11 protein-coding genes are annotated in these 12,653 nt (G+C 65.7%); 5 read left to right on the forward strand and 6 right to left on the reverse strand.

Annotated features, from left to right (window positions below; all coding sequences use genetic code 11):
• The 3 genes from ABZE94_RS15185 to ABZE94_RS15195 all read right to left on the reverse strand — a co-directional run.
• Positions 1–224: protein-disulfide reductase DsbD domain-containing protein (locus tag ABZE94_RS15185; protein ID WP_372876345.1), on the reverse strand; the 224-nt coding region annotated here is incomplete at its 3' end.
• A gap of 158 nt (positions 225–382) precedes the next feature.
• The gene (locus ABZE94_RS15190) at positions 383–2,347 is read right to left on the reverse strand and encodes a methyl-accepting chemotaxis protein (RefSeq protein WP_372876335.1); all 1,965 of its coding nucleotides are present in this window, start codon (positions 2,345–2,347) and stop codon (positions 383–385) included.
• 227 nt (positions 2,348–2,574) lie between these two features.
• Positions 2,575–4,206: a diguanylate cyclase gene (locus tag ABZE94_RS15195; RefSeq protein ID WP_372876336.1), complete on the reverse strand. Its 1,632-nt coding sequence runs from the start codon at positions 4,204–4,206 to the stop codon at positions 2,575–2,577.
• A 263-nt stretch (positions 4,207–4,469) separates the two neighbouring features.
• On the opposite strand from ABZE94_RS15195, the gene ABZE94_RS15200 reads away from it, so the two are divergent.
• From ABZE94_RS15200 to speA, 4 genes are all read left to right on the forward strand, one after another.
• Positions 4,470–5,537, forward strand: coding sequence for a DUF2333 family protein (locus tag ABZE94_RS15200; protein ID WP_372876337.1), 1,068 nt, complete (start codon positions 4,470–4,472; stop codon positions 5,535–5,537).
• Positions 5,538–5,540: 3 nt separating this feature from the next.
• Positions 5,541–6,077 (forward strand): NUDIX hydrolase, encoded by a 537-nt coding sequence (locus ABZE94_RS15205; protein WP_372876338.1) that lies wholly within the window; start codon positions 5,541–5,543, stop codon positions 6,075–6,077.
• A gap of 234 nt (positions 6,078–6,311) precedes the next feature.
• A complete protein-coding gene (locus ABZE94_RS15210) occupies positions 6,312–6,683 on the forward strand; it encodes a translation initiation factor Sui1 (RefSeq protein WP_372876339.1) in 372 nt (123 codons plus the stop codon).
• Positions 6,684–6,819: 136 nt separating this feature from the next.
• Entirely contained in the window at positions 6,820–8,733 is a 1,914-nt protein-coding gene (gene speA / locus ABZE94_RS15215; protein WP_372876340.1) for an arginine decarboxylase, read from the forward strand.
• Positions 8,734–8,986: 253 nt separating this feature from the next.
• On the opposite strand, the gene ABZE94_RS15220 is transcribed toward speA, so the two are convergent.
• The 3 genes from ABZE94_RS15220 to ABZE94_RS15230 form a co-directional block, all read right to left on the reverse strand.
• Positions 8,987–9,442, reverse strand: a complete 456-nt coding sequence (locus tag ABZE94_RS15220) for a DUF2214 family protein (RefSeq protein WP_372876341.1) — start codon at positions 9,440–9,442, stop codon at positions 8,987–8,989.
• Between the two features lie 222 nt (positions 9,443–9,664).
• The gene (locus tag ABZE94_RS15225; protein WP_372876342.1) at positions 9,665–10,696 is read right to left on the reverse strand and encodes a GGDEF domain-containing protein; all 1,032 of its coding nucleotides are present in this window, start codon (positions 10,694–10,696) and stop codon (positions 9,665–9,667) included.
• On the reverse strand, positions 10,683–12,056 hold the full coding sequence (locus tag ABZE94_RS15230) for an MATE family efflux transporter (protein ID WP_372876343.1): 1,374 nt from the start codon (positions 12,054–12,056) through the stop codon (positions 10,683–10,685). Before ABZE94_RS15230 ends, ABZE94_RS15225 begins: the two co-directional genes overlap by 14 nt.
• A gap of 172 nt (positions 12,057–12,228) precedes the next feature.
• On the opposite strand from ABZE94_RS15230, the gene ABZE94_RS15235 reads away from it, so the two are divergent.
• A partial coding sequence (locus ABZE94_RS15235; protein WP_372876344.1) for an aminoacyl-tRNA deacylase occupies positions 12,229–12,653 on the forward strand: 425 nt, incomplete at its 3' end.

Consider the following 12,653-nt stretch of genomic DNA (forward strand, 5'->3'; position numbering starts at 1 on the left):
CGGTGCTTGTAGAGGTAGTAGCCCTCGGCGGCGACGAAGCGCAGGGTGATCGACTCGGCCGAGCTGTCGACCAGGCTCAGTTGGAACGCCTCGCGCACGGGGAGGAAGTCGGCACTGTTGTTCAGCGGCGCGCCCAGCGGCGCCGGGGCTGGGCGGCTGTCGAACAGGCCGGCGCCAGCGGGCAGGGCAACCAGCAGCAGGATCAGGCAGAGCAAACGGCGCATGGCGGTCTCGCGGGTCAGAAGTTCCTGCATCATAACCAAGCTTGTGTCCTGACGTCAGGGCGCAGCCTGTAAGCGGGCTTGTCAGGCGGGCCAATGACCTGTTGGCGCGCCCGTGCGTAGCGGCTGCGACAGATGGTCGCGCCTGGCCGGTGAGCGCGCTACAGGCGGAATGCCTGCACCGCCGTGTGCAGCTGGCCGCCCACTTGCAACAGTCGTTCGCCTTGCTGGCGACCTTCGCCGATGCGCATCAGGTTGTCGCCGCCGAGTTGGTGGATGCGCTCGCTGTGGCCGCGAATTTCGCTGACCGCGCCGCTCTGCTGGGCGGTGGCGTCGGCGATGCGTTCGGCCATGCTGGCGATGGTGCGAATCGCCGCGATGATTTCGTCCAGCGCACCATCGGCCGCCTCGGCCTGGCCGGCGCTGGCCTGGGCGTGTTCGACCTGGGCGCGCATGGCGCCGACCGATTGCCGTGCGGCCTGTTGCAGGCGACCGATCAGCTCCTGGATTTCCGCGGTGGCGCCGCTGGTGCGCTGCGACAGCGAGCGCACCTCGTCGGCGACCACGGCAAAGCCGCGGCCCGCCTCGCCGGCACGGGCCGCTTCGATGGCGGCGTTGAGGGCCAGCAGGTTGGTCTGCTCGGCGATGCCGCGAATCACCGTCAGCACAGTGCCGATGGTCGCGGTTTCCTCGGCCAGGCGCTCGATGGCTTGGGCGTTGCCCTGCACTTCGCCGACCAGCGCATGCAGCCCGCTGAGGCTCTGGCCGATCACCTGCTGGCCCTGCTCCAGGGCGCGGTCGGCATCGCGGCTGGCATCGGCGGCCTGGCTGGCGTCGCCGGCGACCTGCTGGATGGTGGCCTCCAGGTCGCCGAGGGCATCGCGAATCTGCGCGGTATCGCCAGCCTGGCGTTCGGCGCCGGCATGCAGGCCACCGCTGAGGTCGGCCAGGGTGCGGCTGGAGCCGGCGACCTGTTCGGCGTGCCGGCGGATGCTGCCGACCAGATCGACCAGGTAGAGGCGCAGGCGGTTCAGCGATGCCTCGATGTCGCACAGTTCGCGGGTGCGCGAACCGAGCCTGATGTCCTCGGCGAAATCGCCCTGGGCCCAGGTCGACAGGGCCGGCACCAGGTGGTTGAGGACCCGGGTCAGGCGCCGCTGAATAGTGTCGATGGTCAGGGCGATCAGCAGGATCAGGCCGATCATCAGGCCCTGGAGCAGGCGTACCTCGCCCTGAATCCGGCCATGCTCGGCGCGCACGGCCGGTTCCAGAGTGGCGAGAGCCTGTTGCACGCCATCGACCTGGCGGCGGGTGGCGTCGGCCAGGGCGACGCGCTGTTCGATCAGGCTGCGGGTGCGCTGCAGTTCGCCCGGGTAGCGGCCGATCAGGCTGGCAAAATTGCGCTTGAGGGCAATGCCGCGGTCTTCTGCCTGCGTGCTGTCGCTGTCGTTGGTCAGGCCCAGCAGGGCGGAAAAATCATCGCTGCTGGAGCTGCTGTCATCGGCCACGCCCAGCAGGGGCAGGGCATCCAGGGCTTGGGCCTGAAGGCCGAGTGTCGCCAGTTCGCGCTCGACGTCGGCGACCAGTTCGCTGCGGCCGCTGCTGACCAGTTTGTCGCGGGCATGGGCCAGGCGCGCCAGGTGCTGGGCCGCGACGAACAAGGGCAGGCGGTAGGCGTGCGCCGCATCGGCGCCGGCGCTGTCGGCATAGTGCGCCAGCTGGTCCAGGGCGTCGCCCATCTCGCGCTCGGCCTGCAGCAGCAAACCCTGGGGGTCGCCGGCCAATTTGCCGGCGGCGAGCAGCTGGTTGGCGCTGAAGCTTTGCAGTTCGGCGAGGCTGGGGCGCAGCTCCTCGGCCAGTTGCGGCGGCAGTTCGGCTATCGCCGGCGCCAGGTTGTCCAGGGCTTGGATCGCCGCGCTGTGCCGCAGGGCATCGCCGCTGCCGAGGTAGTCGAGGATATTGCGCGCCGCCTCCCGCTGGAACTGCTGGGACAGGCTCAGGTAGCGCTCCATCAACAGATAGGGGCGCTCCAGGGCGCGTTGCGACCACCAGAGGGTGGCTGCCAGGGCCACGCAGACGGTGACCAGCAGCAGGGTATTGAGGTTGGTAAGTGATTTCAGGCGCATAGGACTCGACCGCAGACGGAAGGGTGCTGGCGTGCGTCCGATGAGGTTCGGGCGCGATCGCTATGTCGCTGAAGTTATTGCGTTTTCATGACAGGTTGATGACGCCCCGAGGCCGGCGACAGTTATGCGGCGCACCGAAATGGCATCGGGACGCGTGGGCGCCTCCGCCTCCTGGGGTATGAGGTTCGCGCAGGATGTCAGGTCCTGTATCGCTGAATAGGACCAGATCAGGTCGGGGCCATTGCCGACTGGTACACCTCGACCCGGTTGCGCCCGCCATGCTTGGCCAGGTAGAGCGCCTGATCGGCCTGCTGGGTCAGGATTTGGCTGCTGGTATCGCCCTGCAGTTGGGCGATGCCGCCACTGAAGGTGCAGGACAGGTCGAGCGGCTGCGCCGGGTAGTGGATCTCGGCGAAGCGCTGGCGGATCTCGTCGAGCACCTGCCGGGCTGCCTGGGCGTCGGTGTTGGGCATGACCACGGCGAACTCTTCGCCGCCGTAGCGGCCGATGTGGTCGCTCTTGCGCAGGCGCTGCTTGAGGAACAGCGCCAGGCTCTTGATCACTCGGTCGCCCATGGGGTGGCCATAGTTGTCGTTGACCTTCTTGAAGAAGTCGATGTCGAGCATGGCGAAGCTCAGCGGCTGCTGGTCGCGCTGGGCGCGGAAGCGGGCATCTTCGAGCAACTGCAGGCTATGGGTGTGGTTGTACAGGCCGGTGAGGCTGTCGCGCACCATGCGCGCCTTGAGGTTGCGTGCGCGGGCGGCGCGGTTGCGCACGGTGGCGATCAGGTGGCGCGGCTTGATCGGTTTGGTGAGGAAGTCGTCGCCGCCTTCGCTCATGGCGTCGAGTTGCTTGTCGAGGTCGTCTTCGGCGGACAGGTAGATGATCGGCACGCTGACGTAGCGGTCGCTGTGGCGAATCACCTTGGCCAGTTCGGTGCCGCTGCACTCGGGCATGTACATGTCGAGGATGATCAGGTCGGGCTGGAATTCGGCCAGTTCGGCCATCGCCTGGATCGGCTCGATCAGGGTGCGGGTGAGGATCCCGGCGCTGTTGAGCGCCCGTTCGGTATAGGTGGCCTGGGCGCGCGAGTCATCGACGATCAGCACTTTGTAGGGTTCGTACTGCGCCACATGGGTGAGGACTTCGATGCGCTCGAGCAGGCTGGAGGCGTCCAGGGTGCCGGTGAAGAATTCCTGGCCGCCGGCGCGCACCGCCGCCAGGCGGGTCGGCGTATCGGTGTCCTGGTGGCTGTAGAACAGCAGGGGGATTTTCGCTTCCAGATCTTGCTGCATGGCCTGGGCCAGTTGCAAACCGGCTCCGGGGCCGGAGAAGTCCACTTCCATGAGGATGGCGGCCGGATGCCGTTCGAGCATCGCCGAGCGAAAGGCATTGGCCGTGTCCAGGGCTTGCGCGGTCATGCCGAAGTACTCCAGCTGCTGCGCCAGGCGCTCGGCCCGGTCGGGGTGCTGCAGGGCCAGGTACACCGGTTTGCGCAGCGGCGGCAGGGCGGTCTGCTCGAAGCTGTCGCCGCGGCGCAGCCCGGTACGCGACAGACGCTGCATGAGCTGGTTGAGCTGGCCGATCAGGTCGCTGTTGAGGCGCCCGCGATTGTCCGCGACCGCCTGCAGGCAATGGCCGATGGCTTGCGCCAACTGACGGTGCTCGGCTTGTTCGAAACGCTCGGCATAGCGCTGCAGCAGCAGCGTGGCCTCGCGCAGTTCATGCATGCCGCGTTCATTCCACTCGCTGCGTTGCAGGCGCTGCCAGACTTCCAGTATTTGCCGTGCCTGATGGATCACGCGCTGGGCGAAGTGCTGCTTGAGGCGGTCGAGACTGGGGTCTTCGTGCTCGGTCATGGCCGGGTTCCGTTGGGGTGGCGGACGCAGTCTGCCGTGGTGGCTCCATGCTATCACTGCGGGTTTGTCCAGCAGTACCGCCGATCTGTCAGCCTGAGCCTTCGGTCACATTGACCGCCGTGCGGGCCAGGAGTTGCAGCGCCGTCAAGTTGTTCGTCAGCGCTGCGCATCGGCCCGTGCTTCATTTATAGTGCAAGGCTGTTGTGCAACCCTTGTAGGGTTGTAGTCGAACAGCCAAACGCCGTAGATAAAAGGACACTGCCATGCTGGACTGGAAAAAACGCGCTGCAGGCGCGCGCGACAGCGTCGATGACTCTGTGGGCAACGTGCGCAGTTACCTGGGAGGCGGCTGGCTCAGCCGGTCAATAGGCGGCTTGCTCGGTCTCTATCTGTTGCTGGCGGTAATCGTCGGCTGGTACTGGAGCCAGGAGCCGGAACAATTTTCGGTGCAGCAGCGCGCCGAGGCGACAGCGCAAAGCGCGCAACACCAGATGGTCAGTGGTTACACCACGGCGGCCACCCTGAAGGAGGTCGCCAGTACCTTGCTGGACAAGCCGGGTGGTTACCTGGCCAACGACCTCGCCCCACCGGGGCTGTGGCTGGATAACATGCCGAGTTGGGAATTTGGTGTGCTGGTGCAGGTGCGTGACATGGCGCGCGCCCTGCGCAAGGACTTCACCCGCTCGCAGTCGCAATCCACCGAAGACCCGGACCTGGCCAAGGCCGAGCCGCGCTTTCATTTCGACAACAAGAGCTGGGCGCTGCCGGCCTCCGAGGCGGAATACCGTCAAGCGATCAAGTCGCTGGATCGCTATATGGCGCGGCTGGGTGACCCGAGCCAGGTGAGCGGGCAGTTCTACACTCGTGCCGACAACCTTAATGCCTGGCTAGGTGATGCCGCGACCCGTCTGGGCTCGCTGTCGCAGCGCTTGTCGGCCAGCGTCGGCCAGGTGCGCCTGAACACCGAAATTGATCTGCAAGATGTGGTCGAAGGTCAGGCGGTGCAGGTCAGCGAGGGTGCTTACGAGACGCCCTGGATGCAGATCGACAATGTGTTTTACGAAGCTCGCGGCCAGGCCTGGGCGCTGTCGCACCTGCTGCGTGCCATCGAAGTGGATTTCGCCGATGTCCTGGTGAAGAAGAACGCCACCGTCAGTCTGCGTCAGGTGATCCGCGAACTGGAGGCCGCGCAGGAAACCCTGTGGAGCCCGATGATCCTCAATGGCAGTGGCTATGGTCTGCTGGCCAACCATTCGCTGGTGATGGCTAACTATATTTCGCGGGCCAACGCCGGGCTTATCGATCTGCGTCAACTGCTGTCGCAGGGCTAGGCAATGGCTATTTCCGACGCCGAGATGGCGCACCGCGCCGCCTCCGATGCCGAACTGGTCGCCTGGGTCGACGAGCAGGATCGGCCGCTCGGTGGCGTGTTGCGCGCCGAGTTGCGCGAGCGCCGGCTGATCGGCCGCGGCACCTACATCCTGCTGTTCAACTCGGCCGGTGAACTCTGTGTGCACCGGCGAACCCTGAGCAAGGCGCTGTATCCCGGCTACTGGGATGTGGCCGCTGGTGGCATGGTGCTCGAGGGGGAGAGTTACGCCGAGTCGGCAGCGCGCGAGCTGGCCGAAGAACTGGGCATCGAGGATGCGCCGCTGGTCGAGCACGCTCATTTTCTCTACGACGCAGCGGAAAGCCGGCTGTGGTGCAGGGCTTACTCGGCGGTGTCCGATGCACCGCTGGTGCTGCAGCCGGAGGAGGTGCTGGAGGCGCGGTTCATGTCCCTCGACGAGGCCTTGGCCGACGCCCGCTGCAAGCCCTATTGCCCCGACTCGCTGGCGGCGCTCGAGCGCTATCTGGCGGCACGGTCGTAGGGCGCACCTGGTGTACGGCATTCCGAGCGTTGTCGCGCAAGATGCAGAACAACGTCGCCAATCCACCGATTAATGGCGCATCTTGGCACTTAGCATCCGCGCGCTTTGCCGTTACACTGCGCGCCCTCCAAACCCTAGCCGTCCAGCTCGGGTGCGCCGCCCCTGCCAGAGTGGGGCTTCGCGGTCGATGTCTATCGGCCAGTCGCTATCCTGACCCCACATGAGGACAAGCCGGTGGTCAAGAAAGCTTCGTCATTCGCCGCCCTGAGCGGCCTGGTGTATTCCACCGACAGCGGCCGGCATTGTCCGGACTGCGCTCAGCCGGTGGATGCCTGCATCTGCAAGAACACCCCGATTCCCGAAGGTGACGGCGTCGCCCGCGTGCGCCGCGAAACCAAAGGCCGTGGCGGCAAGACGGTGACCACCGTCAGTGGCGTGGCCCTGGCCGAAGAGCCGTTGAAAGACTTGGCCAGCGCCCTGAAGAGGCGCTGCGGCTGCGGCGGCTCGTTGAAGGACGGGGTGATCGAGATTCAGGGCGATCACGTCGAGCTGTTGCTCGCCGAACTGCTCAAACGTGGCTTCAAAGCCAAAAAATCCGGCGGCTGACCCCAGCTTCTCTAAACTTCCCCGGCAGCAGCAGACCCCTTTGGTCTGCTGCTGCCGGGTAATCGTCATTTCCAGACTTCAATCTGCACCGGTCCCGGTCAATCCGGGGCTGCAATCGCCAACAAGGGAGACCTCGATGTCCGCACGACGCACACGCAAAGACGACGGCAGCCAGTGGACAGTAGCGGACAGTCGCAGCGTCTACGGTATTCGCCATTGGGGCGCGGGTTATTTCGCGATCAATGACCAGGGCCGCGTCGAGGTGCGGCCGAACGGCCCCGGAAGCACGCCGATCGACCTGTTCGAACAGGTGGAAGAGTTGCGCCAGAGCGGCCTCAGCCTGCCGCTGCTGGTGCGTTTTCCGGACATCCTGCAGGATCGCGTGCGCCAGTTGACCGGTGCCTTCGATGCCAACATCGCGCGCCTGGAATACCAGAGCCAGTACACCGCGCTCTACCCGATCAAGGTCAACCAGCAGGAGGCGGTGATCGAGAACATCATCGCCACGCAGAACGTCTCCATCGGCCTGGAAGCCGGCTCCAAGCCCGAGTTGTTGGCCGTGCTGGCGCTGGCGCCCAAGGGCGGCACCATCGTCTGCAATGGCTACAAGGACCGCGAGTTCATCAAGCTGGCGCTGATGGGGCAGAAGCTCGGCCACAACGTGTTCATCGTCATCGAGAAAGAGTCCGAGGTGCAGTTGGTGATCGAGGAGGCGGCCGAGCTCAAGGTCGCTGCGCAGATCGGCCTGCGCGTGCGCCTGTCGTCGCTGGCCTCCTCGAAGTGGGCGGACACCGGCGGCGAGAAGTCCAAGTTCGGCTTGTCCGCGGCGCAGTTGTTGTCGGTGGTCGAGCGTTTCCGGGTGGCCGGGCTGGACCAGGGCATCCGCCTGCTGCACTTTCACATGGGTTCGCAGATCGCCAACCTGGCCGACTACCAGCACGGCTTCAAGGAAGCCATTCGCTACTACGGCGAGCTGCGCGGCCTGGGCCTGCCGGTCGATCATATCGACGTCGGCGGCGGCCTCGGGGTCGACTACGACGGCACCCACTCGCGCAACGCCAGCTCGATCAACTACGACATGGACGATTACGCCGGCGTGGTGGTCGGCATGTTGAAAGAGTTCTGCGACGCCCAGGAACTGCCGCACCCGCACATCTTCTCCGAGAGCGGCCGTGCGCTGACCGCGCACCACGCCATGCTGGTGGTGCAGGTCACCGACGTGGAGAAACACAACGACGCGGTGCCGGACATCGACGACAAAGCCGCTTTGCCGGAGACCGTGCAGTACCTGGTGGACCTGCTCGGCCCGATCGATATCGAGATGGTCACCGAGAACTACTGGCGCGCCACCCACTACATGAGCGACGTCGCCAGCCAGTACGCCGATGGCAAGATCGGCCTGACCGACAAGGCGCTGGCCGAGCAGTGCTACTTCGCCGTGTGCCGGCGCCTGTACGACTCGCTGAAGGCCCGGCAGCGCTCCCACCGCCAGGTGCTCGACGAGCTCAACGACAAGCTCGCCGACAAGTACATCTGCAACTTCTCGGTGTTCCAGAGCCTGCCTGACACCTGGGCCATCGACCAGGTGCTGCCGATCCTGCCGCTCAACCGCCTCGACGAAGAGCCGCTGCGCCGCGCCGTGCTGCAGGACCTGACCTGCGACTCCGACGGCAAGATCAAACAGTACGTCGACGAGCAGAGCATCGAGACCAGCCTGCCGGTGCACGAAGTGCGCGAGGGCGAGGACTACCTGCTGGGGATCTTCCTGGTCGGCGCCTACCAGGAAATTCTCGGCGACATGCACAACCTGTTCGGCGACACCGACTCGGTGAACATCTACCAGAACCCCAACGGCAGCGTGTACCACGCCGGCATCGAGACCCACGACACCATCGAGGACATGCTGCGCTACGTGCACCTGTCGCCCGAGGAGTTGATGACCCACTACCGCGACAAGGTCGCCAGCGCCAAGATCAGCGCCCGCGAGCGCACCCAGTTCCTCGACGCCCTGCGCCTGGGGCTGACCCGCTCGTCCTACCTGTCGTCCTGATAGGAGGGGCGACGCCGCACCGTGACAAGCAACCCCAGGGGTGTGCTCGCCGCTGGCAGTGCACCCTGGTTCGGTGGCGTGGCACACAGCTGGCGGGTTGTCACTGCGCTCCGAAGCCGCCCTACGGACTGCGTGGGGCGCCCGATCTGGAACAACCCACGACCGCTAGGGGGGCACTCGCCGCAGGCAGTGCACCGTTGGTTCACTGGCGCGGCACAAAGCTGGCGGGTTGTCGCTGCGCTCCGAAGCCGCCCTAGCCGATCACGCCGAAACCGCGCGCCATCAGCGCGGCCAGCAACGGCAGGATCAGCAACAGCAGCAACTCCAGGCGGATGCACATGATCACCAGCCTGCCCAGGCGGGCGCTGAGCTGCGGCACCTGGCCGGCGCGCAGGTCGTTGCGCCAGTTGAGGAAGACCCGGGTCGGCAGGATCGACAGCAGGGCAATCAGGATGAACAGGCCGAACTTGGCGTGGAACAGGCTGTTGTGCAGGTAGTAGGCTGGCCCCTTGCCATACCAGATCAGGCGCGCGACGCCGCTGGCCAATACCAGGCCGGCCGACAGGGCATAGGCGATGTCGATGCGGATCAGGCTGCGCGCCCGCGACAGGTCCAGCGGCCGTTTGAACAGCTGGTGCTCGAGGGTCAGCAGGGCAAACAGCAGGAAGATCGACAGGTAGTGCAGGTAGGCGGCTATGGCTTCGGCCATGGCGAGTTCCTTCTGGTCAGTGATTGGCTTGGCAAGGGCGTTGAATAGCGATTGCACTCGGCTATGTGGCGTTTATCCAGGCATCGGATGCGGGCCCCTGGCCAGGCGCGCCGTCGACATGTTCATCTACAGCTCATGCACTGCGCTTTCGACTCGCTTCGCGCGCCCTGTGGACCGGTCACGGCGGTTATTCCGCCGCGCCAGTACGGTTTCGCCGGCCTGTCAGTCGCTGGCCAGCTCCACCCGATTGCGGCCGTTGTGTTTGGCCTGGTACAGCGCCCGGTCGGCGCGGGCCAGAGCGGCATCCGGGGTTTCGCCGGGCATGGCCAGGGCGCAGCCGATGCTGACGGTCAGGCCGAGCTGGACGCCGCCAGTGATGATCGGGGTCTTGTCGATCTGGCCGCGCACCCGCTCGGCAATCCGCAGCAGTTCTTGCTGGTCATGCACCTGGGTCAGCACGACGAACTCTTCGCCACCGCTACGCGTCACCACATCCTGTGGACGCACGGCCGTGGCAATGCACCTGGCGCTTTCCCACAAGGCCTGATCGCCTGCGCCGTGACCATGGGTGTCATTGATTGCCTTGAAATGATCGAGGTCGCAGAACAGTAAGCCGAGCTGCAGGCCGCGCTCCTGCGCCAGGCGCAGTTCGCGCTGGAGAAAGTGTTCGAGGCCGGCGCGGTTCCACAGTTGGGTCAGCGGGTCGAGCATGGCCTTGCGTTGTTCGCGGCTGAGTGCCGCGCGCAGTTGTACCGTCTGCTGACTGACGCTGCGCAGCTTGAGGTAGCCTTCGACCAGGGTCGCCATGTCCCTGAGCAGGCGGATTTGCCGGTCGTTCAGCTGTTTGGCTTGCGAGTGGATCAGGCACAGGGTGCCGAGCGCCTGGCCGTTCTCGGAAAACAGCGGTTGGCCGGCGTAGAAGCGCAGAAACGGATGCCCGGTGACCACCGGGTTATCGGCGAAGCGCGGATCGGCACTGGCATCCTCGACGATAAAGGGTTCGTCGGCGAGGATCGCATGGCCGCAGAAAGACACGGTGCGCGGCGTCTCCGCAATGTCCAGGCCCAGTCGCGCCTTGAACCATTGGCGCTCGTGGTCGATCAGGCTGACCAGCACGGTTTCCACTTCGAACAACTCGCGCACCACCCGTACCAGGGTGTCCAGATAAGGATCGGCGGGCGTGTCGAGCAGTTCCTGATCATCCAGCACCTGCTGGCGAAGCTCTTCGTTGCCGGGTATCTCAGGGCTGAGCATGTGCAGCTCCTTGTGCTGGACGTAGGCCAAACCAGAGATCGGCGCGCGTCAGTTGGTAGGCATAGGTGCCCAGGCAGAGGCTGCGCAGCAGCATGAAGCAGAGGAAGGCCAGCCACAGGCCGTGATTGCCGAAGGCTTGCAGCAGCCAGGCCAGCGGCAGGCTCAAACCGACCGCCAGGAGCATCGAATTGCGCATCTCGCGGGCCCGGGTGGCGCCGATGAACAGGCCGTCGAGCAGGTAGCTCCACACCGCCAGCAGCGGCAGCAGCGCCAGGTAGGGCAGGTAGTCGAGGGCCAGGGCGCGCACGGGGGCGATATCGGTTTGCAGGTGGATGAACCAGTGCCCGCCGAGCAGGAAGAACAGGGCAAAGCCGAGGCTGGCCAGCAGCGACCAGCCGCCGGCGACGATCAGGCTGCGGCGCAAGGTCTGGCGATCGCGGGCGCCGAGGGCGTGGCCGCACAGGGCTTCCACCGCGTGGGCGAGGCCGTCGAGGGCGTGGGCGGTGAGCAGCAGACCGTTGAGCAGCAAGGCATTGGCCGCCACCGTGGCGTCGCCCAGGCGCGAGCCCTGCACGGTGATGAGGAAGAACACCAACTGCAGGGCCAGGGTGCGGATAAAGATGTCGCGGTTCACCGCCAGCAGCGGTCGCCAGTTCAGCCAGCGGCGCAGCGCCGACCAGTCGATCTGCCCGGCATAGGCGCGCAATGCCCGGCGCGCCAGCCACAGCCCCAGCAGTACGCCACTCCATTCGGCGATCACCGAGGCCCAGGCCGCGCCGGCCACGCCCCAGTGCAAACCGAGGACGAAGAGCAGGTCGAGCGCCACGTTGAGCAGGTTGGTGGTCAGCAGGATCGCCAACGGCCCGCGGGCGTTCTGGGTGCCGAGCAGCCAGCCGATCAGGGCATAGGTGGCCAGCACCGCCGGCAGGCCGAGCAGGCGGATCTGGAAGTAACTGCGGGCCAGCGCATCGAGCTGCGCCGAGGGTTGCATCAGGCTCAGCGCCGCGTCACTGAAGGGCAGCGCCAGCAGGATCAAGGCCAACGCCAGCAGCCCGCCGAGCAGCAGGCCTTGCAGCAGCACCTGGCGCAACGCGCTGCCGTCTTGCCGGCCGGCGGCCTGGGCGGCGAACCCGGTGGTGCCCATGCGCAGAAAACCCACGGCCCAGCTCAGCAAGGTAAACAGGCTGCCGCCGATCGCCACTGCCGCCAGTTGATGGGCGTGGGGCAGGTGGCCGACCACCGCGCTGTCGACCAATGCCACCAGCGGCACCGACAGGTTGGACAAAATCATCGGCGCAGCCAGGGCCCAGACCCGTCTGTGGGTGGGCGCGTGCTGCCAGGCATCGAGCAGTGCGGACATGGAAACTCCGGGAAAACGCCGATTATAGGCAAGTGGCGAGTTCGATAGTGCTGTTTCGACTATGCCTGCCGCGCGATAGCAGCAAGCGTTTCTTGGCCGCGTGGTTGCCTGACTAGACTTGAAGCAGGCAATCGGTGATGACCGCGAATAAAAACGGTCGAGGAGGTGGCTCATGCACATGGCACAAACCCTGGAGCGCAGCCTGCAGCGGGCGCACTGTCAGTTCAAGCTGGTCGAGCACATGTACTCGGCGACCAGCCTGGAGGCGGCGCGCAGGGCCGGAATCCCTGCGGCGCGCATGGCCAAGTCGGTGATTCTCGACGATCGTCGCGGGCACTACCTGATGGCCGTGTTGCCGGCCAATCGGCAACTGGATCTGGACAAGGTGCACAAGGGCACGCGGCGTTGGCAGCTCAGTGGCGAGCAGTCGCTGGTGAACCTGTTCAAGGATTGCGAGCGCGGCGCGATACCGGCGCTGGGCGAGATCTATGGCCTCGACATGCTGATCGATCCGCTGCTGGTGCGTCAGCAGGACATCTACCTGGAAGCCGGGGATCACGAAAGCCTGGTGCACATGCCGGTCGACGAGTTCTTCAA

The organism is Pseudomonas sp. (assembly GCF_041601375.1).
Lineage (GTDB): Bacteria > Pseudomonadota > Gammaproteobacteria > Pseudomonadales > Pseudomonadaceae > Aquipseudomonas.

Bases quoted from the DNA above. Each gene is read 5' to 3' on its own strand.
- ABZE94_RS15190 (WP_372876335.1), bottom strand. From the start codon at position 2,347: ATGCGCCTGAAATCACTTACCAACCTCAATACCCTGCTGCTGGTCACC.
- ABZE94_RS15195 (WP_372876336.1), bottom strand. From the start codon at position 4,206: ATGACCGAGCACGAAGACCCCAGTCTCGACCGCCTCAAGCAGCACTTC.
- ABZE94_RS15200 (WP_372876337.1), top strand. From the start codon at position 4,470: ATGCTGGACTGGAAAAAACGCGCTGCAGGCGCGCGCGACAGCGTCGAT.
- ABZE94_RS15205 (WP_372876338.1), top strand. From the start codon at position 5,541: ATGGCTATTTCCGACGCCGAGATGGCGCACCGCGCCGCCTCCGATGCC.
- speA (WP_372876340.1), top strand. From the start codon at position 6,820: ATGTCCGCACGACGCACACGCAAAGACGACGGCAGCCAGTGGACAGTA.
- ABZE94_RS15220 (WP_372876341.1), bottom strand. From the start codon at position 9,442: ATGGCCGAAGCCATAGCCGCCTACCTGCACTACCTGTCGATCTTCCTG.
- ABZE94_RS15225 (WP_372876342.1), bottom strand. From the start codon at position 10,696: ATGCTCAGCCCTGAGATACCCGGCAACGAAGAGCTTCGCCAGCAGGTG.
- ABZE94_RS15230 (WP_372876343.1), bottom strand. From the start codon at position 12,056: ATGTCCGCACTGCTCGATGCCTGGCAGCACGCGCCCACCCACAGACGG.